The following is a 21949-nucleotide window of genomic DNA, read 5'->3' as shown; positions in this document are numbered from 1 at the left end:
GGATGACCCGGTCGGCGCGGGGTTGCGGCCCGGTCATGACAGGGTTTCGGCGAAGGCGGTGAGCTCGGCCACGAAGCGGTCCGGATCCTCGATGAAGAGGCCGTGCTGGGCGTCCGGCCAGTAGGAGATGCTGGCGTTCGGGACGGTCTCGGCGATGTACCGCCCGTTCTCCAACGGGACCACCGGATCGGCGGTGCCGTGCATGACCAGGACCGGAACGGGCAGTTGAGCCAGGGTTTCGGTGTTGTCGACGGTGCGATAGAACAGCGCCTTGCGCACCCGGGGCGCGGTGGCGATGCTGCCGCCGAAGAGTCGCTGGGCGTCCTCACCCTTGTCGGTGCCGCGACCGGTATTGGCATTGCCGAAGGCGGCGAAACCGCGGGAGGCGCGCCCGGCGCTCTCCTCGAAGACGTCCGGAATGGCCTTCTGCATGGCCGGGCCGGTCTGCGCGCCGGGCACGTTCTTGCCGATACCGGCTTGGGAACCGGTGTAGACAACACCCGCCACGGCGGAGCTGCCGTAGGCGGCCAGATAGTCGGACAGGACGATCCCGCCGTAGGACCAGCCGAGCAGAACCGCGCCCGCGGTGATGTTCTCGGCGGCCAGCACCGCCGCCACATCGGCGGCCCAGTTCTTCGGATCGTCGTATCCGGATTCGGGGGCATCGGAGTAGCCGTGGCCGCGCAGATCGACGGCGATCACCCGGAAACGCTGCGCCAATTCATCCGCGGCGCGACCCCAGCAGCGCAGATTTCCGGACCAGCCGTGCAGCAGCACCAACGGCCGCGCGTTCTCCGCGCCGGTGACCCGGTAAACGATATTCGTGCCGTCCGCACTGCTGACTTCCCTCATCGCCATACCCGCCAGGCTAATCGGCGGCTCTGCCGGATCTCGCGCCCGCCGCGGTGCCCGCGGCGGACGCAGGGTGAAGAGTGGACAGGCGTTGTGCATCCCTAAGCTCAGGACATGAGCACTCGTACCGCCGTTGTGACCGGAGCAAGCTCGGGAATCGGAGAGGCCACGGCCCGGGAGCTCGCCAAACAGGGGTATCACGTCTTCGTGGGAGCTCGGCGAGTCGATCGGCTGGAGAAACTGGCCGAGGAGATCGGCGGGACGGCCCTGCCCCTGGATGTCACCGACGAGGAGTCGGTGCGCGCGTTCACCGATGCGGTCGGCGAGCTGCATGTGCTGGTCAACAATGCCGGTGGCGCAAAGGGTTTGGCCACGGTCGCCGAGGCCGATCTGGATGACTGGCGCTGGATGTGGGAGACCAATGTGCTTGGCACGCTGCGGGTCACCAAGGCGCTGCTGCCCAAGCTGATCGCCTCGGGTGACGGCTTGATCGTCACCATCACCTCGGTGGCGGCCTTCCACCACTACGACAACGGCTCGGGCTACACCTCGGCCAAGCATGCGCAGGCGGTGCTGCATCGGACGCTGCGCGGGGAGCTGCTCGGCCAGCCGGTGCGGTTGACCGAGATCGCCCCGGGCGCGGTGGAGACCGAATTCTCACTGGTGCGTTTCGACGGTGACGCCGAACGCGCCACCAAGGTGTACGCGGGTATCGACCCGCTGCTGGCGCAGGATATCGCCGAGATCGTCGGCTTCGCGGCTTCGCGTCCGGCGCATGTCAACCTGGACACCATCATTGTGAAGCCGCGCGATCAGGCCGAGCCGGGTCGCTTCGCCCGCCGCTGATTCCGCTAGGGAGCCAGCCGGATTCGCAGGGTTTCATAGGTCGGAATGAAAACCTTTCGGCGGTAACGACGTTCGACGATCTCCCAGGGGCGGCCGTCAGCGGTCAGGGCTTCGAGCAGGGCCGTCATCTCCGAGTGCACCAGTTGTACGCCGACGCAGAGATGGCGGCCGCCGCCGAACCAGAGCTGGCGGGTCTCGGGGTTGTAGTCGCGGTGAATGCTGAACGAACCGGCCGCGTTGTTGATGGACCAGGTCAGGATTTTGACGTGCTCACCCGCGAGCAGTCTGCGGCCGGCGATCTCCACATCCGCGGTGACCGATCGCCCCACCAGGTAGGCGGGGCTGGTGACGCGCAGCGTTTCGCGCACGGCATCGGGCATGCGCTCGGGATGCGCGAGCAGTTCGCGATGGTGGCCGCTGTCGTGCAGTAGGGCGACCATGCGGGTCATGGCGCTGGCCAGAGTGTCGGTTCCGGCGACGGCCATGAGAATGGCCAGGCCGGAGGCGTGTTCGAGCTCCAGGCCGAGTTCCCGGCAGCGCCCGAGGGTGGTGCTCGGATCGGCGCGCTCGTAGGCGGCGGGCACCGAGGTGGCGAGTTTGGTCGCGAGCGTGCGGGCGCGGGCCACCGCCACCGGGTCGAGGGTGGTGGAGGCCATGGTGCCCATGGCGAGGTTGACCAGCTCCTCGACGTGTTCGAAGAGGATGCGGAACGGCTGATCGGGATCCTCGTCGGTGAGCACCGCGCCGTCCTCGGCGAAGATGGCCGCGATATCCGCGGGTTGCATGCCCACCAGGTCGGAGACGCTGCGCCCGACCAATACTCGCGCGCGTTCGGCGATATCCACGGTCTGCCCGGCTGCCAGATCCGCGCTGAGCTGCTTCAACGCGGGGCCGAGCACGCCGTCCACCAGGGCGTCGGTGTGACCGGCGGTGAACAGGTCGCGGACCTTGGTGCGCAGTTCGGTATGTCCGGGGCCTTCGAAGAGGTCCTCGACCCAGTCCCCGATGACCTGCGCCCACCAGTGTCCGGCCGCGCCCTCGGAGACGATGCTGAAGTGTGTGCTGTCGTTGTAGATCTGGCGCGCGACCAGCGGGTCCGCGACGAACCAGCCGAGTTTGGGGATCTTGCGAATGGGTTTGGCGGCGCGGCCCGCGAGCAGCACTGCGGGCAGCCAGGGCTGTCCGGCGGCGAGCAGGGTCAGCTCGTGGCGGGTGGCGGCGTTGATCATGATGCTCCGAACTCTCTGCGAACGGTGTTGCGCCGCAATGTAGTTCACCTCACATATGTGAATCACGGAATTTTCATAACGGCAATGCGCAGACTGCTAGCGTCGCGGCCAACCGTGGGCAGTTTGGAGTGATCACATGGTGCGAGCACGAATAGAGGCGGTGGGCTCCTATCTGCCCACCCTGGAAGTATCTACCGCCGAGCTGCTGACGCAACTCGACATCGAATCCCCCATCGATCTGGAACGGGTCAGCGGCGTCCGGCACCGCCGCCGCTGCGGCACCGACGCGCACGGGCGGCGCGAGGACTCCTTCACCGTCGCCCTGGCCGCCGCCGAGAGCGCCCTGGCCAACTCGCGCTACACGGCCGCGGACCTCGATATCGTCATCTCCTGCTCCATCACCCGCATCCGCGAGGACGACTTCTGGGTGGAGCCATCCTTCGCACTGCTGCTGCGCAATGAACTCGGCGCGACCCGGGCCATCCACTTCGACGTCTCCAATGCCTGCGCGGGCATGATGACCGGAGTCCTGGTGCTGGAGCGCATGATTCGCGCGGGCATCGTCGAACGCGGACTGGTGGTGTCGGGCGAGTACATCACCCCCATCTCCGATACCGCCGTGCGCGAGATGTCGGAGAAGTACGACCCGCAGTTCGCCTCGCTCACCGTCGGTGACGGCGCGGCGGCCGTGGTGCTCGACGGCGCGGGCACCGCCGCGGAGGGCATCGACTACATCGAACTCAATACCAGCGCCGCCTTCGCACAACTGTGCCTCGGCATGCCCAGCGACCGCAGTCCGGGTATCGCGCTGTACACCGATAATCGCGCCATGCACAACGAATCCCGCTATCTGCTGTGGACCACCAGACAGCGGGATTTCCTCGGCGCGCGCGGTAGCGACTTCGCCGACGAGGGCTATGACCACGTCATTCATCACCAATTCAGCGGTCCCGCAGTGGAATTGATCAATAAAATCGCCGAACGCGAATTCGATGCCCCCGTTCCGCCCGGCATCGCGGTATTGGATCGATACGGAAACACCGCCTCCACCTCGCATTTCGTGGTTTTGCACGACGCGCTCAAACAGCAGCGGCTAGCGTCCGGAGCGAAAGTACTGATGGTGCCCGCGGCCTCCGGCGTGGTAGCGGGATTTCTGTCGGTGACTCTCGGAGAACTGCGGGTGTGATGAGCATGAACATTCTTATTTCCGCCGTAACCGTCGAAACCGGGTGCGGCAGCAGCATCGAACAGGCCGCGGCCGCCGCCGAACGCGCTATCGCCGAGGCGGGCAGTACGCCCGAACAGATCGACGCCCTCATCAATACCGGCGTCTACCGCGACTCGAACATGGTGGAACCGGCCATGTCCGCGTTGATTCAACAGCGGGCCGGAATCGGATTGGAGTATCGCAGCGGCGATGTGCCCTGCCTGTCCTTCGATCTCATGAACGGGGCCTGCGGTGTGCTCAATGCCATCCAGGTGAGTCAGGCGCTGCTGCAGGCCCCGACCGTGCACCGGGTGCTGGTGGTGAGCGGCGACTCGCATCCGTCGAAATCCACCGAACCGCAGGCCGGCTTCCCGATCACCCCGGCCGGGGCGGCACTGCTGCTGGAGAAGAGCGACGGGCCGGGCGGATTCGGGGAGCTGCACATCAGCTCCACCGCCGAGACGCCCGCACCGGTCGGATACGTGCGACTACCCGAGATGGGTAGTGCCGGGCGCTCCACGATCGTCGTCGACCGCACCGCATCCACGGTGGAAGACCTGCTGCACCACGCGGTTTCGGCCGCGAGTGAGGCGCTCGAGGTGGCCGGGGCCGAACGCGTCGTACTCATCTGTTCGCGCCCCACCGCGGAGTTCCCGGCCCTACTCGCCGAACGCCTCGGCCTGCCCGCCGACGCCGTACAGGCCAGTGCGATCGAAGGTGACGCGCACACCTCCGCCCTGCCCGCCGCCTACCTCGCGGCCCGGGACAGCGGAAAACTCGCGGGCGCGGATATCGCGCTCTTCGTGGCCGCCGGAGCGGGGCCGACAGCCGCGGCCATCGCCTACCGACTGCCTCCGGCATAATCGACGCCGGGAGGACGGCTTATGAACGAACTCTGGGTCATCGTGCCCGCATACAATGAAGAGCACGGCATTACCGCGACGCTGGAAGCGCTTGCGGCGCAGCGCGATCGGGATTTCACGCTGGTCGTGGTCGATAACAACTCCACCGACGGCACCGCGAATGTGGTGAGCGCCTTCGCCGCCGCGCACCCCGATATGCGCGTCGAACTCGTCACCGAGACCCAGAAGGGCACCGGGGCCGCCTCGGATACCGGTATGCGGCACGCCATTGCCGCCGGAGCCGTCCGATTGGCCCGCACCGATGCCGACTGCCTGCCCTATCCGGACTGGACCGCGCGGATCGATGCCGCGTTCGACTCCGGTCTGCGGCTGGTGAGCGGACAGCTCATTCCGCGCACCGATGAGGGCGTGCGGTGGATCGACCGGACAATTATCCGAGTCGTGCTCGAGGTGGCGTCCACCTTCGGGAAACTGCGGCCCGGAAATCAGGATCCGCGCTATCTCGGGCCGTATGTGATGACGCCCGGCTGCAATATGGCGATCACCGCCGAATTGTATGAAGCCGCAGGCGGTTTCCCGCGCACCGCCATCGAGGATCTGCACGAGGATCGGGCGCTGGTGAACGCGGTCCGCATGCTCACCACCGATTACGGGCTGCGCCGGAGGGTGCGGGTGCACGCCTCCAATCGACGGGTGCGCGCCTGGGGCGTGCGCAAAACCCTGGCCTGGTATGCCGATCACCGATACAAGCCGGAACTGGTGGATATTCGGTGACCGCACCCGAGCCATCGGACTTCCTGACACTGCTGCGCGAGCATGTCCGGCGCAAGCCCGACGATCCGGCGCTCGGTATGGTGGGCGCGCGGCCGCTCAGCTATGCCGAGCTCGACGATCGGATCACCGCTGTCGCGGAACGCCTGCACCACAGCGGATTCCAGCCGGGCGACCGCATGCTGTTCTCCATTCGGCCGTGCGTGGACGCGGTGGTGCTGATCTTCGGAACCATGGCGGCGGGCGGAACCATCGTCTTCGTGGATCCGGGCGTCGGACCGGAGTTGTTCGCGCGCCGCATCGAATTGGCCGAACCGGCTTGGGCCGCAACGGAATCCCTGCTGTATCTGCTGAGCGGCCCGCTGCGGCGGGTGGGCCGGACGCTGGGCTTGTCACTGCCCGCGTTCGGGCGACTTCCGGTGCGGCACATACACAGTGGACTCCGATTGCCCGGCACCCCGGCGACCTCGATTCCACTGCGGGAACTCCTGGATGACGCGCCGGTCTCCGCCGATGCGGGGCGATCACTAGCACCGTCGGATACCGAGGCGCTGATCGTCTTCACCTCCGGCACCACCGCGGCACCCAAAGCCGTTGTGCACACCCGCGGTTCGCTCGGCGCGGGCCTGGCCGCCATGTCCGGGCGCAGCAGCCTCGGACCCGGCACCCACCTGCACACCGAACAGCTCATGATGGGGCTGCCCGCGCTGATCGCTGGTGCGCAATGGTCCATGCCGAGCTATCCGCGCTTCGGAACCCATATCGATCCACTGGAATTCGCGCGCGGACTGACGGCGGCCACGCACGCCTTCTTCACCCCCGCCGATCTCGCGGTGGTGCTGACCGCCATCGAAACCGGAAAACTCGGCGCGCCCGCCGGACTGCGTGAAATCTCCCTCGGCGGCGCACCGGTGACCACCGCACTGCTGCGCCGGGCGCGCCGGGCACTACCGGAGTGCGAATTCCTGGCCATCTACGGGATGACCGAAATCCTGCCCGTGGCAGTGACATCCGGTATCGCGAAGCTGGAATTCGAGGGTGCGGGTGATCCATTGGGCATACCCGTGCACGGCGTCACCGCCGATATCGCCGAGGACGGCGAGCTCATCCTGTCCGGTCCCAATCTGTGCCACGGATATCTCGGTGAGCCGCCACTGATGGAGATTCGCACCGGTGACCTGGCGCGTTTCGACGGTGACACCCTCGTGCTCATGGGCCGTAAGAAGGACATGATGCTGCGCGGCAAAACCAATATCTACCCGGGCCTCTACGAACCGGCCATCAACTCGGTGACCGGCGTACGCCAGGCGATAATGATCGGCCTTCCCGACGAAATCGGCGATGAGCGCATCGTTCTCGCGGTGGTGGCCGAACCGGACGCGGGCGATATCGTCTCCCGACTGCGCCGCGAATTACCCGCCCTGATGGATATCTCCGCTCTCCCCGATGACATCGTGGTGGTCCAGGAGATTCCCGTCAGCGGTCGCACCAGTAAACCGGACCGGGCCGCCCTGCGGACCGCGCTCGCGAAACAGCTCGGCTGAGAACACCGATTTCAGGGCGCCGGGCGGGACAACAGCGCGTCGAGCGCCCGGTCCGCGAAGTCCTCGGCCTCGGCGGCGGCCAATACACCCTCGACGTAGCAGAACGAGATCCGCATTTCGTCGTGCGCGGTCACGACGGCCACGGTGAGGGCGCTGACACAGGAGTTCGTGGCCGCGATGGTGACATCCGAAAGTCGCCATGCCCCAATCCGCTCCGGCATATCGATGCGGCCCAGATTGGTCACCGACACATTCCACGGCGCGCGGCGATCCACCATCTCGACAATGCGTACGCCCGATTCGATGGTGCGCGGTGTGCCGAATCGCATTCCGGCCACCGTCGCCAGATGCCGACGCTGCCGGACACCCTGTCGCAGTTGGCGATTGGCCGAGCGCGCCGCGTCCCACAGCGAAACGCGCGGGCCGAAGCGCACGAAGGCCGCCAGCACCGGGGCGTAATTACCCAGCTCCTCGGTGTCAGGTCGAGGCTCCAGCACCGATCTGAAATCCACTGGCGAGCCGATTCCCGCGAATCCCTTTCCGGTGGAGCCTGATCCGGGCGTGATCCCGATCGTGTGCGCGACCGCCGCCGCCAGCGCGCCGTGCACGGTCACTCCCGCCTGTTTGCAATCTCGAATGAGGGCGGCCAGCGGTTCCGCCGCCACCGTTCGATACACGACCCGGGTCCGGCGCTCCGGGAGCACGATCGCAGCGGCACCGTGCAACCGTTTCGGCCGCAACGCCAGCGCCGCCAGCTGATCGAACAGTGTCGTGTACACATAACGCCAGAACCCCTGTGCGGCAGCGGGAATCAGATCATCCGACGGCGCGAAGGGAGGCCGCGACCGGCCGCCCGATCCGGACGGAACATCCCCGTCGTCCCCGTCGTCCCGGCGGGCGTAATCGACGATCTTGCGCAGCACGGTCATGAGGGAACGACCGTCGACAATGATGTGCGACAGGGTCAGCAGCAGGTCATGGTGTTCTTCCGGGGTGCCGCGGGCGTGGATCAGGTGGGTCAGCCGGGCGAAGCCGCGGCCGACGTCGATGGGGGTGGTCATCTCGGCGTCGAGGTGCTGCCGCCAGCTGCCGGGGAGGCCGGACAGGGTGTGGTGCACCGGGATTCGCGGGTCGTCCACGGGCTGCACTCGGGGGTGGCCGTCACCGGTGTCGACCACGCCCATACGCAGCAGCGGATACTCCGCGACCACCGCCGCGGTCGCGCGCTCGAGCTGTTCGGGGGTGAGCTCACCGTGTATCCGCACCCGGCCGACGCAGTTGGCGGGTGAGATGCGGTCGATAATCCAGAACCAGCGCTCCGAGGGGCTCAGTTCGCGGCCGAAATCCGTTGCCGCCGTTGCCGATGTGCTCGCGACCACCGTTCGCCTCCCGCCGTGCCCTATCCGGCGAAGAGTAACCCGCGCGTGCGGAGCCCGCATCTCACCACAGACGAACGGCGCGGGCCTTCCCGAATGGGAGGGCCCGCGCCGTGCGGTGAGCGCCGGATCAGCGGCCCGCGGGGGCCTGCGGGGTGATGGGGGCGGCCGAAACCACCGGAGCGGGTTCACCCTGCAGAGCGGACATGCTCTTCCAGGTGTTCCAGTCGATGGTCCAGTCGTAGAGATCGCCGTCCGCCGCCGACAGCGGGATGCGGGTACCGGTCACCTCCACCGGATCACCGTAGAGCGCGGTCGGGAAGTAGGCCTGCGCGTCATTGGTGCTCAGGTTGATGCAGCCATTGGTGACGTTCGAATTACCCTGCGCCGCCGAGGATTCCGGATTGGCGTGAATGAATTCGCCATTGTTCGAGATGCGCACCGCCCAGCGTTCCCGGGCATTGGTGTAGAACGGCGGATTCGACATGACGAAGTCTTCGTACTTCTCGGTGACCACGTGTACGCCGGAGCGGGTCACATTGCGGTCCTCATTGCCCTCGCCGTAGCTGACCGGGAAGTCGAAGACCACCTGGCCGTCCCGGATGACCTGCATGCGATGGCTGGTGGCGACCGCCTTCACGATCTGCGAGCGGCCGATCTTGAAGTCGGAGGTCAGATCCGACCCACCGTAGGAGCCGGAGCCCATATCGAGCCCGTACAGCTTGGCCGCCACATGCACCTCGGTGCCGGGCTGCCAGTACTCGCGGGGCCGCCAGTGCGCGCGCGAGCCGCCGTTGTCGTCCGGCAGCCAGGCCCAGCCGCCCTCGGTGGCGGGGGTGGTGGTGACGGTCAGCGCCTTCTCGACGGCGGCCTTGTTCTCGATGTGCTTGTTGAACTGCAGGATGATCGGCGCGGCAATGCCGACCTGCTGGCCGTCGGCGATATTGACGGTCGCCGAGACCTGCGTCTTGGGATCGACCGTGCTGAATTTGGCGTCGATCGGCACCGGCTTGCCGTCGGTGCCGGTGGCGGTGCCGGACCAGGTGTAGGTGATGCCGTAGCCGAGCGGTTCGGTGACCACGAACTTGCCGCGGTCCGCGCTGAGTTCGCCGGTTACCTGCTTACCGTTCGGGTTGGTCAGCGCCACCTGGTCGATACGGCCGCCGGTCACCGAGACCTGAACGGGTGTGGTGGGGTTCACATTCTGTGCGCCGTCGCCGGGCTCGGGGGTCACCTTCGCGGCCGGGGTTGCGGGTTTGTCGGAACTGCCGCCCTTGTCGGACGTACATCCCGCCACCAGCGCCACCACGGCCAGCAGTGCGGCCAGTACAGCCGCCGCCCGCCGGACCGGGAATCCTCGTCTACTCACTTCCTCGACGTTACCCCCGCAAACGGAGTCCTCCAGCCGCTGAAATCGTGGGATCAGCCACGCCTACAGGGTGACTCCCACTGTGACAGGTTCGGGCTCGAGATGAATCAGAAAGCGTTCAGCAACCCCCTGGCGAACGTCGCGGGCGAGTTGCGCGAGCTCCGCCGCGGTCGCCGATCCCCGATTCGTCAGCGCCAAAGTGTGTTTGGTGGACAGCCGCGCGGGGGCCTGCGCACCCGGATAGCCCTTCGCGAAACCGGCGCGCTCGATGAGCCAGCCCGCGGAGAACTTCACCCCGCCCGGCACCGGCCAGGTGGGCACCGCCACATCCGCCCCGACATGCGCGGCGATCGCCGCGCGGACCTGCGCCACCCGCGCCTGCGGGACGATCGGATTGGTGAAGAACGAGCCCGCGCTCCAGGTGTCGTGATCGGCCGCGTCCAGCACCATGCCCTTGCTCGCGCGCAGCCGCAGCACCTCCTCCCGCACCGGTGCGGCGGGCCGCGATTCACCCTCCTGCGCACCCAGTGCGGCCGCCAATTCGCGATAGCCGAGCGGTGCGCTGGAACCATCCGGGCGCAGGGCGAACTCGACCGCCAGCACCACCGCGGCATCGCTGTGCTTCAACACCGAAGTGCGATAACCGAATCCGAGTTCGGCGGGCTCGACCCAGCGGATCTCACCCGTCGCACGATCCAGCAGTCGCACCCGGCGCAGTAGCGAGGCCACCTCGACGCCGTACGCGCCGACATTCTGCACCGGCGTCGCACCGGCGGAACCCGGTATGCCCGAGAGGCATTCGAGGCCACCGCGACCGGCCGCCACCGAAGTCGCCACCACCGCATCCCAATTCGCGCCCGCCTCGGCGATCAGGAAGTCGTCGCCGAGCTCGACGCCCGTGGTCGCGATGCGCACCACCACGCCCGGGAACCCGGTATCGGAGATGAGCAGATTCGAGCCACCGGCGATCAGCAGCACCGGAATTCCGGCCGCGTCCAGCGCCCGCACCGTCGCGACCAGCGACTCGGTGGAGGCGCACGCGGCCACCACCGCCGGGCCACCGACCCGCAGCGTCGTCAGTTCGGCCAGCGGTACCGCGGCCGACAGGCTCGCGCCGGTCCCGGCCAATCGGTCCCGCACGTCGTCGAAGGACACCACCCCAGAAGTACGCACAGGCACAGACGGTAGCCTGTCCGACCATGGCGACACCTCTGGCCTTCAGCGCGCACTCGACCCACTCCACCGCCGCCGTGCGCGCCGCCTTCGCCGATGAGCAGTATTGGAAGGACCGCATCGAGGCGGTCGGCGGCCCGAACGCGCGCATCGAATCCATCCGGATCTCCGGTGACGATGTCCGCGTGGAGATGATCCAGGCGATCCCGGCCTCCGAACTCCCCGCACAGGTGACCGCGGTCCGCCCCGGCGATCTGGTCATCCCGCGCACCGAGACCTGGAACGGCAGCGGCGGCACCGTCGAGGCGCATGTGGACGGCGTACCCGCCACCGTGAACGGCACCCTGACCGTCACCGAGACCGGCACCGGCTCCGACTTCGTGGTCGACGCCAGCATCGAGGTGAAGATCCCGCTCTTCGGCAAGAAGATCGAGGCGGCCATCCAGGGGCACCTGACCGAACTGCTCGAACGTGAGGCCGAGTTCACCGACAATTGGCTGAGTTCGCACTGACGCGGCCCTCCCGGCAGTAACCTGACCGATCGTGCCCCGTCGACTCGACTACTCCGCGCGCTATCCGCTGCACACCACCAAGGAGGTGTACGCGGCGCTCCAGAACCGCGACCACTGGGACGCGCGGATAGCGGAGATGCGCAAGCACTCTCCCAACGATCTCGTCCGGCTCGAGGCCGGGGACAACGGCATCGAGGTGGAGACCCGGCACGTACTACCCCGCGAAAGCCTGCCCGACCTCGCCCAGACCGTCATGCGCAAGGATATGACCATCACCCGCACCGAACGGTGGAATCCCTTCGGACCCGAGGTGACCGGCGAATACACCACCTTCCTGCCCGGCGGTCCGGGCACCCTGGAGGGCACCATGCGGCTGTTCCCGACCGAGACCGGGTGCACCCTGCGCACCTCCTCCTTCGCCACCGTGCAACTCCCGTTCCTCGGACGCAAGCTCGAACAGCTCATGCTGGTGAACCTGATCGACCTGTTCCGAGCCGAGGCCGAGGTGACACAGCTCTGGCTGGACCAGCAGCACCACGCCGCCTGATCAAACCGATCGGCACCATCACCCGCGGCACCACCGGCATCAACCGGCTGCGCCGCGGGGATCGCTGGCTCATGCACGACCCCTTGGTGACTCGGCGTTTGCTGGAGGCTCCGGAACCACTCGTGGTCGACCTCGGATACGGGGCCAGCCCGGTCACCACCCTGGAAATGGCGGGGCGACTACGCACCGTTCGACCGGACCTGCGGGTGGTCGGGCTCGAGATCGATCCCGAGCGGGTGGTGCCCGGCCGGGACGGTGTCACCTTCGCCCGCGGCGGATTCGAACTCGCGGGCCTGCGCCCGAACCTGGTGCGCGCCTTCAACGTACTGCGGCAGTATCCGGAATCGGCTGTCCCACCGGCCTGGTCGACCATCCTGGCCGGACTCGCGCCGAACGGCCTACTCCTGGACGGCACCTGCGATGAGCTCGGCCGCCGCTGCGCCTGGGTCCTGCTGGATCGGAACGGACCGCTCTCGCTGACCCTGGCCTGGGATCCGTTCACCGTCGATCAGCCCTCCGATATCGCCGAACGCCTCCCGAAGGCCCTGATCCACCGCAATATTCCGGGCGAACCCATCCACGCCCTGCTCACCGCCGCCGACCGCGCCTGGTCGCACGCCGCACCCCTGGCCCCCTACGGTCCCCGAGTCCGCTGGCGGCATGCCGCGGACATGCTGCGCGAGCAGGGTTTTCCGCTCCGCCCGCAACGCCGCCGCCTCCGCGACAATCAGCTCACCATCCCCTGGCGGGCCGTCGCACCGCTCCCCGACTGACACTCACCGACCGCGGTACCCACCGTCCCGGCCCTCGTCATCCCGACATTCCGACCCTCGTCATCCCGACATGCTTTCGGCCGGGATCCACTTCACTCGTGACCACCGAGCGCCGACCTCGCCCGGTCCGTCAGCATCTGCACCGACGCCGAGAAAGCGGCGGGCGCGAGGAGCGAACGCGGCGCGAAGGGCTGACGCCACAGACCACCGTGCGCCGCACCCGCGCTGAACAGTGCCTCCGGGTTGTCCGGCGGTGCGGCCGGAGCCATCAGATCACCGACCAGCTTGGCGGCCAGCAGTATTCGAGCGGTCGCGGGATCGAACACCTCCACCCCGAAATGCGCCGACGCCCGGAAGGCCGCCGTTCGCCAGGGGCTCTTGTGCACCGAACTGGTCCAGGCGGGCGGAGCCACCGTATACGACACCGGATGCCCGGCGGAGCTCGCGAGCACCGCTCGCCACCGCGGAATCCGCTGCGCCAGCGCATAATCCGGCCCACCGCGATACAGCAGATTATCGAACAGGCCCCAGCGGTCACCCTCCGCGTCGAGGATCGGCCGCAGATAGTTCAAGCGGTACAGCGAGTTCGGCGACAAACGATGCATGACGTCCTGGGCGGCACCGCGAATACCGCGCCGCGCCAACCGCTCCCGTGCGGCCAGCACCACCGACTCGGGGACGGCGTAGCAGTCGGTCGGTGAACCATGCAGTGCCAGTGCGGTATCGGGCCGCAGCTCGAGCAGCGATTCGGCGAGCACATCCGAGGCGGCGGCAATGCGCAGCCCGGCGGCACCGGGCAGTCCCGCGTACAGGCCGAGCGCGGGCCGCGCATCGGTCTGCGCGGCGAGCCAGCGCGCCAGGGCCGGAAAGAATCTGGTGATATCCACGCCCGGACCGTCGGCCGCGATCGGATAGCGCATGGTGCCCGCACCCGCACCCGCCAGATCGCGCAGTCGATCCCAGCGCGCCCGGCCGGGCCGATCCACGGCGAGTACCTCCGCACCCCAGGCCAGCAGCGGTCGCAGCGGACTCAACTCCGCTGCCGCGCCGATAATGGCGAGCCGGAATCCGGGCAGCCGCAACCACTCCGGATGGTCGATCACCCGCCGCACCACCGCCACGAATCCTGGTTCGAAGATGCCGCGCTGCTCCCACACCCGCAACTGCGCTCGCAGTTCGTCCTCGAACAGCAGTCGGCCCTGCCACGGCACCTCGAGTCGCGGGGTCGGCGGCGCGGTCCCGGCGACCACTCCGGTCTCCACCTCGGATCCCTTGCCCGCGGCCGTCACATCGACCGCCTCCAGCGCGGTCACCGTGCGCCCCACCGCGAATCGCAGCATGGTGCGCACCGAATGCAGTCCCGCCGTGGCGATCCCCCGCGATACCGTCGGCGAACTCACCGATAGCGCGGTCATCCCGCGAAATACCCGCCGATGCCCGTGCCGCCAGTCCTGCCCGGTCTCCACCGACTGCGCCAGGTCCGCGTCATACCGGCGTACCGCGTCGGCGACCACCGCCGCGGTGAACATCTCCGCGATCCGATCGGGCGGTCCGGGTGGAAAAGCCAGATCCCACATGCCATTACGGACCGTCCCCATGACAGGTCACCCTGCCACGAAACCCGGCGGCGCAAAACTCGAGGCACACGCGGCGAGTGGCGAATCCCGTAAAGCTCGCGTGCCCATGGTCGACCTGTTCAGACGCGGATCAACGCACGATGCAGGCGAGCCGCGGTGGCGGGTGGGAGAGCGTCACTGGCGGTGCGGATTTCGGCGCGGGCGCAGCGGTGGATGGCCACCGCGTCGGCGACCACCTCGTCGAGCGCGGCCTGGCCGATACCCGCCTCGGCGAGGTCCAGAACCGTGCGCAGCGGGGTGGTGACCAGGAATGTCCCCGCGGACTCCACATCCTTGCGGGCGAAGGTGCGGCGCAGCACGACCAGGCGCGGGGAGAGCGGGAAGCGGCCGATACGCGCCGACATGTGCACGAAGCGAGGGCGCAGGCGGCCCAGGCCGTGCAGTTCGGCGGCACTGTGATGGGAGACCGCGGCCGCGCCGTCGAACCAGGCCGACCACATGGCGTACTCGTCGAGTGGCCCGTCCGGCCAGCGGCCCAGGCGTAGCAGACCGACCCCGGCGCGAATCACCGCGCCATCGCGCAGGCCGTCGCGAATGCGCGTCTCGCAGCCGGTTTGCAGCACCTGACGAGTGGTGAAGTATCCGGCGTGCCGACCGGCCAGCTCTTGCAACGCCTGCCAGCCGTGTTCGGGGTCCGGCTCCGCTGCGGGGTTCCCAGCCATGCACTCAGGCTACGCCGACCTCCTGTGTGTTATGTCACAATCCGCCCGGAGTGCACCGACACCTCATCGGAAGCACAGAGCTCACACAGAAAGCTCGGGAAGAATCGGCCGCATGAGTTCGAACCCCACCTCGGACGACGCGAAGCATCCGGCCCCCGACGCCGACGCTCCGCGCGCGAATGGCACCACACCCGACCACCCGGGCGCGGCGAACTACGGGATCCCTTCCGGCGCAGCCGAATCCGGCGAGCAGCCGATCGGACTCGACAAGCCCGGCACCGACGATTCGCAGACTCAGGTCCTAGGCGGCGCGCCCTATCCCGCGGGTGCGGGCGGCGCGAACGACGCCACCAAGGTCATCGACGGGCGGGGCGGCAAGCCCGGCCCGGCGACCGCGGACGATGCCACCCAGGTCATCGGCGCGGCGGGCGTGGACCCGCAGACCGCCGAATGGTGGCATGCCGGGCAGGCCACCGAACCCGCGACCGAAGTCATCGACCAGCGCACCCAGGCCATCTCGGGGCAGGGTCCCGCGGGCGACGCCGGTCCGAGCGGCTCGGCACCATCGGGCCCCCACCCCACCGAGGTGCTCGGCAGCACCGGTTCACACCGGACCGAGGTGCTCGATCCCGGTGCGGCGGCGGCCTATGCGGCCGGTGCCACCTCGGTCCCGGGCGGATCGCAGGAGCCGCCCTTCACTCCCCCGCCGACGGCGAACGCCGGTGGCGGGCAGGGTGGTTCGATGGGCAAGGGTCGAAAGAAGCGGACGCTCCTGATCGTCGGGCTGGTGCTCGCGCTGATCGTGGTCGGCGGTCTGGCCGGTGGCGAGGCGTATGCCCGGCGCACCGTCGAGAACTGCATCAGCTCGCAGTTCGAGTCGCAGATGGGCTCCAAGATCGATGTGTCGTTCGGCGCGAAACCCATGCTGCTCACCATGTTCGACAACAAGGTCGGCTCGGTCACCGTCGACAGCGACGACAGCAAGTTCGGCCCGGCGGTCGGCATGGTCGTGCACGCCACCTTCCACGACATCGAAGTGCAGGATCAGGGTCGCGCGGGCGGCACCATCGGCAGCTCCGAGGCCGAGGTCACCTGGAGCAATGACGGCATCGTGAAGACGCTGGGCGGCTTGGTATCCGGTGCGACATCGGATCCCTCCTCGGGCACGCTGAGCTTCAATGTGCTGGGCGGATTGGCGCAATTGCAGGTCAAGCCGAAGATCGTCGGCGACAAGGTGGAGGTGGAGACCATGTCCGCCGCACTGCTCGGCTTCGGTCTGCCCACCGATCTGGTCTCGGGCATCGTGGATCTCATGACCGAGAGCCTGCAGAGCTACCCGATGGGCCTGCAGCCCACCAAGGTCCAGGTCACCTCGGACGGACTGCACATCAGTCTGAAGGGCGGCAAGACCACCCTGGAGACAACCGATTCCACCGGCAAGACCGCGAATATCACCTGCTAGGACGGAAACCCGAGCAGTACCTCACGAGAGCGTGAGAGCCCCAACCGAGTTGCCCCGGCGGAGATCATCTCCGCCGCGGCCTCGGCGGTGCGGATACCGCCGCTGGCCTTGACGCCGAGGCGGTCGCCGACGGTTTCGGCCATGAGCCGCACCGCGTGCGCGCTGGCGCCACCGGCGGGGTGAAAACCGGTGGAGGTCTTCACGAAATCGGCTCCGGCCTGTTCGGCGACCCGGCAGACCTCGACGATCTGGTCATCGGTGAGCGCGGCCGATTCGATGATCACCTTCAGAAGTGCGCGGTCCCCCATGGCTTCTCGCACGGTGATGATGTCACCGAGTACCGCGTTGTAATCGCCCGCGCGAGCCGCGCCCACATCGATGACCATATCGACCTCGTTCGCGCCCTGCTCCACCGCGAGCCGCGCCTCCGCGCCCTTCACCAGCGAATGATGTTTGCCGGAGGGAAATCCCGCGACGGCCGCCACCACGAGTCCGGGCGCGCGCACGGGCAACATGGACGGTGAGACGCACACTGCCAACACGCCTAGTTCGCGTGCCTCATCGATCAGCGCGTCGACATCCGAAGCGGTTGCTTCGGGGGCGAGCAGGGTGTGGTCGATCATCGCGGCCACGTCTCGACGGGAAATCTCAGCCATGAGCAGTGAGTTTGCCATCAATACGGAATTTCGTTGCGAGTCACCACCGCTGTCGCGCACACTCGTACTTGTGCTGATCCGTCGTGAACGAACCGGCGACGCCGCCGCGATCGACGCGGTGCACCGCAGCGCCTTCGCACGCGAATACGCGAACGCCAATGGCGACCGCCCGCCGGACCCCACCGCACCCACCGCCGATCCGCCCGAGGTCGGGCTGGTCCGGCTGCTCCGCGACCACTCCGGCTGGATGCCGACCCTGTCCATGGTGGCCGAATCACACGACGACATCGTCGGCCACGTCTGCCTCACCCGGGCCGGTATCGGACCGTTCCCGGTGCTCGCCCTCGGCCCGATCGGGGTGCGGGCGGACGCACAGCGCCACGGCGTCGGCTCGGCCCTCATGCACGCGGTGCTGGGCGCGGCCGACGCCCTCGACGAGCCCCTGGTCGGACTGCTCGGCCACCTCGACTACTACCCGCGCTTCGGCTTCGTCCCGGGCACCCGGCTCGGCATCGTCCCCGATCAACCGGAGTGGACCTCGCATTTCCAGGTTCGCCCACTGGCCGCCTACGACTCCGAGATCAAGGGCGAATTCCGCTACGCCGACCCCTTCTACGGTCCCGCCTCCCTGTGACTTCGGCGCACGGCCGAGAGCCGTGGAACGACCCTCACGCGTAGTCCGGTCAGACACGACACCGATTTCGGGCGTCCCCGACGAGTTACCCCAACCGGAACGAAATCAGTCGGCGACCTGGGCTGACGAATGGCTCCGAGCCGAGCGCCGCCCGCCCGTGCCGCCGGAATAAGCTGCTCGATATGAGTTCGACCCCCGGCAACCCTGATGACCGTCGCTATGTGCTGACCCTGGGCTGCCCGGACCGTCCGGGCATCATTGCCCGCATCACCTCGTTCATCGCCGATTTCGGCGGCTCGATCGTGGAGGCCGGATACCACTCCGACCTTGATACCGGCTGGTTCTTCACCCGGCAGGCCATCAAGGCCGCCACCGTCCCGTTCGATCTGACCGAACTGCGCGACCGCTTCACCGCCGTCGCCGCCGAGCTCGGCCCGGAGACCGAATGGGATCTACTGGACACCGGCGAGCGCCGTCGCGCGGTACTGCTGGTCAGCAAGGACGGGCACTGCCTGCACGATCTGCTCGGCCGCGCGGCCAGCGGTGAGCTGCCCGCCACCATCGAGGCCGTCATCGGCAACCACCCCGATCTCGCCGAGATGACCGAGGCGCACGGCATCACCTTCCACCACGTGCCCTTCCCGAAGGATCCGGCCGAACGCGGACCGGCCTTCGAAGAGGTCCGCGAACTGGTCGACGCGCACGATCCGCACGCGGTCGTGCTCGCGCGATTCATGCAGGTGTTGCCGCAGGAGCTGTGCGAGCACTGGGCGGGCAAGGCGCTGAACATCCATCACAGCTTCCTGCCCTCTTTCGTCGGCGCGCGCCCGTATCACCAGGCTTTCGCCCGGGGCGTGAAGCTGATCGGCGCGACCTGCCACTACGTCACCGCCGAACTGGACGCGGGGCCGATCCTGGAACAGGACGTCAGCCGGATCGATCACGCCGATACCGTGCACGATATGGTCCGCCAGGGTCGCGATATCGAACGTGTGGTGCTGGCCCGCGGACTGCGCTGGCATCTGGAAGGCCGCGTCCTCGTGCACGGCCGCCGCACGGTCGTCTTCTCCTGACAAACGCCGAAGTGCCCCTCCCACGCCATTGTGGAAGGGGCACCGCGACTTCCGGAGGGTGAGTATCAGCCCGCAGCGGCGACCAAGCCGCGGCGGCCCATACGAATCACCCGGTGCAGTTCGGCGTTGAACGCTTGGGGCGCTTCGATATTCACCAGGTGGCCGGTGGGGAGAATGACATACCGGTCGAGATAGCCCGCATCGGCGAGCGTGTCCGCGATCTCGCGCGAGTGGATCTCGGGCAGCAGCCGGTCCGCCGAACCCGCGATAACGGTGGTCGGCACCGTGAGATCGGCTGCCGCACCGTGCAAATCGAGATTCAGCAGGCCACGCGCCACCGAGGCACGCACCGACGGCCGGCAGGAGCGCACGATGGAGAGACCGAAGGCGATCTCGTCCGCGGTGGCGGCCCCGGTCATCAGACGGTACTTGGCGATCGCGCCGACGGCGGACCCACCGGGCAGCGGAACCGGGGTGCCGAACAGCACCCGAGCCAGCCAGCTCGGCGCGGGCACCAGCTCATTGAAGAACGGAATCACGGTGGCGCGGTTGGGAATCTGGCGTGCGGCGGTGGTGGCCAGCAGTACCGCGGACGCGCGCTCGGCGACCTGCTCCGGGTAGTACCGGGCCCACGCCTGGATGGTCATACCGCCCATGCTGTGCCCGACCAGGGTGGCGCGTTGACCCGGGCGCAGCACCGCGTCCAGTACCTCGGCGAAGTCGTCGGCGAGCTGTTCGGCGCCGAAGGTCCGGGCGCCGCTCTCACTCTCGCCGTGGCCGCGCTGATCGAAGGCGATCACGCGGTATTCGCCGGCGAAGGCGTTGATCTGCGGATTCCAGTATTCGATGGCGCAGGACCAGCCGTGCGCCAGCACGATGACCTCGCCGTCGGCGGGGCCGTACGCGTGTACGCGCAGCTTGGCGCCATCGCGGGTGGTGACGGGGATGACCTGCGCGGGAGGCGGGGTATTCAGCGTCTCGGTCGCGTAGGTGCGGGACCGCAGTGCGGCGCGAAAAGGCGCGGTCATCATGTCCGCACCTGCCTCAGGCAGCTTTACCAGCATGAGCACTCCTTTGTGTTCCAGGGCACACTACCGCGCTAGCTATGGTGCTTGCTAGAGCAAGCGGCAGGTTTTTTCGATCCTGTCGCAATGCGGCCCCGCTTTCCTGGGATACCCCCTCCGCCGGGTCCACATTCGCCATTCGGGCGGCGGAACGAGGTATCCGCTGTTACCTACAACACATCCTGGGCCGGTTTACTGCCCAAAGTAAGGAACCCCAGGGTGTGAAAACCCCACCTACGCGCCGACGACCGCCGCGGGAATCCCGAAGGCGGAGCGGGCAACTCGCGCGAGTTCGCCATTGAACTCCTGGTACGCCTCGACATTCCCGAGATGTCCGGTCGGCAGAATCAGATAACCGTCGAGACTGCCCGTCTCCCGGAGCATTTCGGCAATGCGATCGGTGTGCACGATCGGCGTCATATCGTCGGCCGAGCCCGCGACCAAGGAGGTCGGCACGGTCAGCTTCGCCGCACCGCGCCCGACATCCAGATGCGAGAGCAGCGTGCCGAAACGGCCGCGCACGCGCGCCGGACAGGAGCGCACGATGTTCTGTGCGAAGGTCGCGATCTCACCGACCGAGGCCAGGCTCATGATCTGCCGGCGGAACAACCACCGCACCGGATGCACCAGGGGGAACAGGATCGGCATGCTCAGCCCGAGCAGACCCACCGCGAACGGCAGGCGCAGCGGTCCGCGATTGAAGAACGGCACCACCGTGGTCTCGGCAATGAGCTGTCCCGCTGCGGTATTGGTGAGCAGGACGGCCGCGGCGCGCTGGGCGACCTGACCGGAATGGCGTCCGGCCCAGGCCTGCACGGTCATACCGCCGAGGCTGTGGCCGACGAGAACAGCGCGCTGACCGGGCCGCAGTGCGGCTTCCAGTACGGCCTGCAGATCGTCGGCGAGTAGGTCGGTGGTGAGCGGGGCGCTGCCCTCTTCGCTCTCACCGTGTCCGCGTACGTCGTAGGCGATCACGCGGTATTCACCGGCGAAGGCGTTGATCTGCGGATTCCAGTATTCGAGGCAGCAGGTCCAACCGTGTACCAGCACCAGCACGTTGCCGTCGGCGGGGCCGTAGGCGTGTACCCGCAGGCGTGCGCCGTCGGTTCCGGTGACCTCGATGGTCTCGTAGGGACCCGCGGGCGGATTCAGATCCGCGTTGGCGTAGGTCTTGGTCCGCAGGCTCGCCCGGTGCGCTCGCAGCATTGCTCGCATGGGTGACACACTCCTTTGTGTTACTGCTCGATACAGTAACTCTGCCGGAGCGTGCTAGCCAGTGCAAGCACTCACCCGAATCTGGCGAAAAAAATCGGCCGCCGCCCCTGAGCAGGGACGACGACCGAACAGTCGCTTACCGCGGCACTACCAGCGCGGTCCGCGCTGCACCTCGTCCACCTTGGGCCGCACATCCGCGAGATATACGCCGGTGGCGATCACCGCGGCGAGGCAGAGGAAATTGACCGGGTTCCTGATCAACAGCAGCGCACCGAGCGAGGCCACAAGAATGGCCAGCCACACCGGTTTGGTCAGCTTGTCCACCGCCGGGAACGCGTCCGGCCGCTGCCGCAGGGCATGCACGAGCGCGAACACCACCATGCCGAACTCGAGCAGCAATAGCGCAGACAGAATGAATCCGGGAATTCCCATCACCCGACCCATCATACGAGGACAACCCCGCCCATTCGCGGCACTCGCGGCC

At 67.7% G+C, this 21949-nt stretch carries 22 protein-coding genes; 11 read left to right on the top strand and 11 right to left on the bottom strand.

Annotated features, from left to right (window positions below):
- Positions 1 to 33: 33 nt before the first annotated feature.
- Positions 34 to 858 (bottom strand): alpha/beta fold hydrolase, encoded by an 825-nt coding sequence (locus OHB26_RS14100; RefSeq protein ID WP_330184620.1) that lies wholly within the window; start codon positions 856 to 858, stop codon positions 34 to 36.
- A gap of 108 nt (positions 859 to 966) precedes the next feature.
- Here OHB26_RS14100 and OHB26_RS14095 point away from each other — a divergent pair, with 108 nt between their 5' ends.
- Positions 967 to 1698, top strand: a complete 732-nt coding sequence (locus tag OHB26_RS14095; protein ID WP_330184619.1) for an SDR family NAD(P)-dependent oxidoreductase — start codon at positions 967 to 969, stop codon at positions 1696 to 1698.
- Between the two features lie 5 nt (positions 1699 to 1703).
- Here OHB26_RS14095 and OHB26_RS14090 read toward each other — a convergent pair whose 3' ends face one another.
- Positions 1704 to 2927 (bottom strand): cytochrome P450, encoded by a 1224-nt coding sequence (locus OHB26_RS14090; RefSeq protein WP_330184618.1) that lies wholly within the window; start codon positions 2925 to 2927, stop codon positions 1704 to 1706.
- Between the two features lie 136 nt (positions 2928 to 3063).
- On the opposite strand from OHB26_RS14090, the gene OHB26_RS14085 reads away from it, so the two are divergent.
- Genes OHB26_RS14085 through OHB26_RS14070 form a run of 4 tightly spaced genes read left to right on the top strand, consistent with a single transcriptional unit; the run spans position 3064 to position 7312 of the window.
- Entirely contained in the window at positions 3064 to 4113 is a 1050-nt protein-coding gene (locus OHB26_RS14085) for a 3-oxoacyl-ACP synthase III family protein (RefSeq protein ID WP_330184617.1), read from the top strand.
- A 5-nt stretch (positions 4114 to 4118) separates the two neighbouring features.
- On the top strand, positions 4119 to 4997 hold the full coding sequence (locus OHB26_RS14080; RefSeq protein ID WP_330184616.1) for a hypothetical protein: 879 nt from the start codon (positions 4119 to 4121) through the stop codon (positions 4995 to 4997).
- A gap of 21 nt (positions 4998 to 5018) precedes the next feature.
- On the top strand, positions 5019 to 5771 hold the full coding sequence (locus OHB26_RS14075) for a glycosyltransferase family 2 protein (protein ID WP_330184615.1): 753 nt from the start codon (positions 5019 to 5021) through the stop codon (positions 5769 to 5771).
- Positions 5768 to 7312 carry a class I adenylate-forming enzyme family protein gene (locus tag OHB26_RS14070; protein ID WP_330184614.1) on the top strand — a complete coding sequence of 515 codons (1545 nt, stop codon included), beginning with the start codon at positions 5768 to 5770 and terminating at the stop codon, positions 7310 to 7312. The genes OHB26_RS14075 and OHB26_RS14070 overlap by 4 nt, the downstream gene beginning before the upstream one ends.
- Before the next feature lie 11 nt (positions 7313 to 7323).
- Here OHB26_RS14070 and OHB26_RS14065 read toward each other — a convergent pair whose 3' ends face one another.
- The 3 genes from OHB26_RS14065 to OHB26_RS14055 form a co-directional block, all read right to left on the bottom strand.
- Complete coding sequence (locus OHB26_RS14065; protein ID WP_330184613.1) at positions 7324 to 8691, bottom strand: phthiocerol/phthiodiolone dimycocerosyl transferase family protein; 1368 nt, start codon at positions 8689 to 8691, stop codon at positions 7324 to 7326.
- 127 nt (positions 8692 to 8818) lie between these two features.
- A complete protein-coding gene (locus tag OHB26_RS14060) occupies positions 8819 to 10057 on the bottom strand; it encodes a L,D-transpeptidase (RefSeq protein WP_330184612.1) in 1239 nt (412 codons plus the stop codon).
- A gap of 63 nt (positions 10058 to 10120) precedes the next feature.
- A complete protein-coding gene (locus OHB26_RS14055; RefSeq protein WP_330185637.1) occupies positions 10121 to 11164 on the bottom strand; it encodes a UDP-N-acetylmuramate dehydrogenase in 1044 nt (347 codons plus the stop codon).
- Positions 11165 to 11256: 92 nt separating this feature from the next.
- On the opposite strand from OHB26_RS14055, the gene OHB26_RS14050 reads away from it, so the two are divergent.
- The 3 genes from OHB26_RS14050 to OHB26_RS14040 are packed head-to-tail and all read left to right on the top strand — an operon-like array spanning position 11257 to position 13062.
- Positions 11257 to 11742 carry a DUF2505 domain-containing protein gene (locus tag OHB26_RS14050; protein WP_330184611.1) on the top strand — a complete coding sequence of 162 codons (486 nt, stop codon included), beginning with the start codon at positions 11257 to 11259 and terminating at the stop codon, positions 11740 to 11742.
- A gap of 31 nt (positions 11743 to 11773) precedes the next feature.
- A complete protein-coding gene (locus OHB26_RS14045) occupies positions 11774 to 12289 on the top strand; it encodes a DUF2505 domain-containing protein (RefSeq protein ID WP_330184610.1) in 516 nt (171 codons plus the stop codon).
- A gap of 47 nt (positions 12290 to 12336) precedes the next feature.
- Positions 12337 to 13062 carry a class I SAM-dependent methyltransferase gene (locus OHB26_RS14040; protein WP_442943011.1) on the top strand — a complete coding sequence of 242 codons (726 nt, stop codon included), beginning with the start codon at positions 12337 to 12339 and terminating at the stop codon, positions 13060 to 13062.
- A gap of 92 nt (positions 13063 to 13154) precedes the next feature.
- Here the strand turns inward: OHB26_RS14040 and OHB26_RS14035 are convergent, their stop codons facing one another.
- Entirely contained in the window at positions 13155 to 14660 is a 1506-nt protein-coding gene (locus tag OHB26_RS14035) for a hypothetical protein (protein ID WP_330184608.1), read from the bottom strand.
- A 98-nt stretch (positions 14661 to 14758) separates the two neighbouring features.
- On the bottom strand, positions 14759 to 15361 hold the full coding sequence (locus tag OHB26_RS14030; RefSeq protein ID WP_330184607.1) for a type IV toxin-antitoxin system AbiEi family antitoxin domain-containing protein: 603 nt from the start codon (positions 15359 to 15361) through the stop codon (positions 14759 to 14761).
- Positions 15362 to 15473: 112 nt separating this feature from the next.
- Here OHB26_RS14030 and OHB26_RS14025 point away from each other — a divergent pair, with 112 nt between their 5' ends.
- Positions 15474 to 16823, top strand: a complete 1350-nt coding sequence (locus OHB26_RS14025; protein ID WP_330184606.1) for an LmeA family phospholipid-binding protein — start codon at positions 15474 to 15476, stop codon at positions 16821 to 16823.
- On the opposite strand, the gene deoC is transcribed toward OHB26_RS14025, so the two are convergent.
- A complete protein-coding gene (gene deoC, locus OHB26_RS14020; protein WP_330184605.1) occupies positions 16820 to 17479 on the bottom strand; it encodes a deoxyribose-phosphate aldolase in 660 nt (219 codons plus the stop codon). The two genes, OHB26_RS14025 and deoC, sit on opposite strands and share 4 nt — an antisense overlap.
- 70 nt (positions 17480 to 17549) lie before the next feature.
- Here deoC and OHB26_RS14015 point away from each other — a divergent pair, with 70 nt between their 5' ends.
- Both OHB26_RS14015 and purU read left to right on the top strand, forming a co-directional pair.
- The gene (locus tag OHB26_RS14015; RefSeq protein ID WP_330184604.1) at positions 17550 to 18113 is read left to right on the top strand and encodes a GNAT family N-acetyltransferase; all 564 of its coding nucleotides are present in this window, start codon (positions 17550 to 17552) and stop codon (positions 18111 to 18113) included.
- Positions 18114 to 18295: 182 nt separating this feature from the next.
- A complete protein-coding gene (purU, locus tag OHB26_RS14010) occupies positions 18296 to 19186 on the top strand; it encodes a formyltetrahydrofolate deformylase (RefSeq protein ID WP_330184603.1) in 891 nt (296 codons plus the stop codon).
- 65 nt (positions 19187 to 19251) lie between these two features.
- On the opposite strand, the gene OHB26_RS14005 is transcribed toward purU, so the two are convergent.
- The 3 genes from OHB26_RS14005 to OHB26_RS13995 form a co-directional block, all read right to left on the bottom strand.
- Complete coding sequence (locus OHB26_RS14005; RefSeq protein WP_330184602.1) at positions 19252 to 20250, bottom strand: alpha/beta fold hydrolase; 999 nt, start codon at positions 20248 to 20250, stop codon at positions 19252 to 19254.
- A gap of 234 nt (positions 20251 to 20484) precedes the next feature.
- Positions 20485 to 21465, bottom strand: a complete 981-nt coding sequence (locus OHB26_RS14000; RefSeq protein WP_330184601.1) for an alpha/beta fold hydrolase — start codon at positions 21463 to 21465, stop codon at positions 20485 to 20487.
- 147 nt (positions 21466 to 21612) lie between these two features.
- Positions 21613 to 21909 carry a DUF2516 family protein gene (locus OHB26_RS13995; RefSeq protein ID WP_330185636.1) on the bottom strand — a complete coding sequence of 99 codons (297 nt, stop codon included), beginning with the start codon at positions 21907 to 21909 and terminating at the stop codon, positions 21613 to 21615.
- Positions 21910 to 21949: the final 40 nt, after the last annotated feature.

Source organism: Nocardia sp. NBC_01503 (assembly GCF_036327755.1).
GTDB lineage: Bacteria > Actinomycetota > Actinomycetes > Mycobacteriales > Mycobacteriaceae > Nocardia.
Note: the sequence above shows the minus strand (reverse complement) of the source record. Positions and strands in the feature narration are given on the sequence as shown.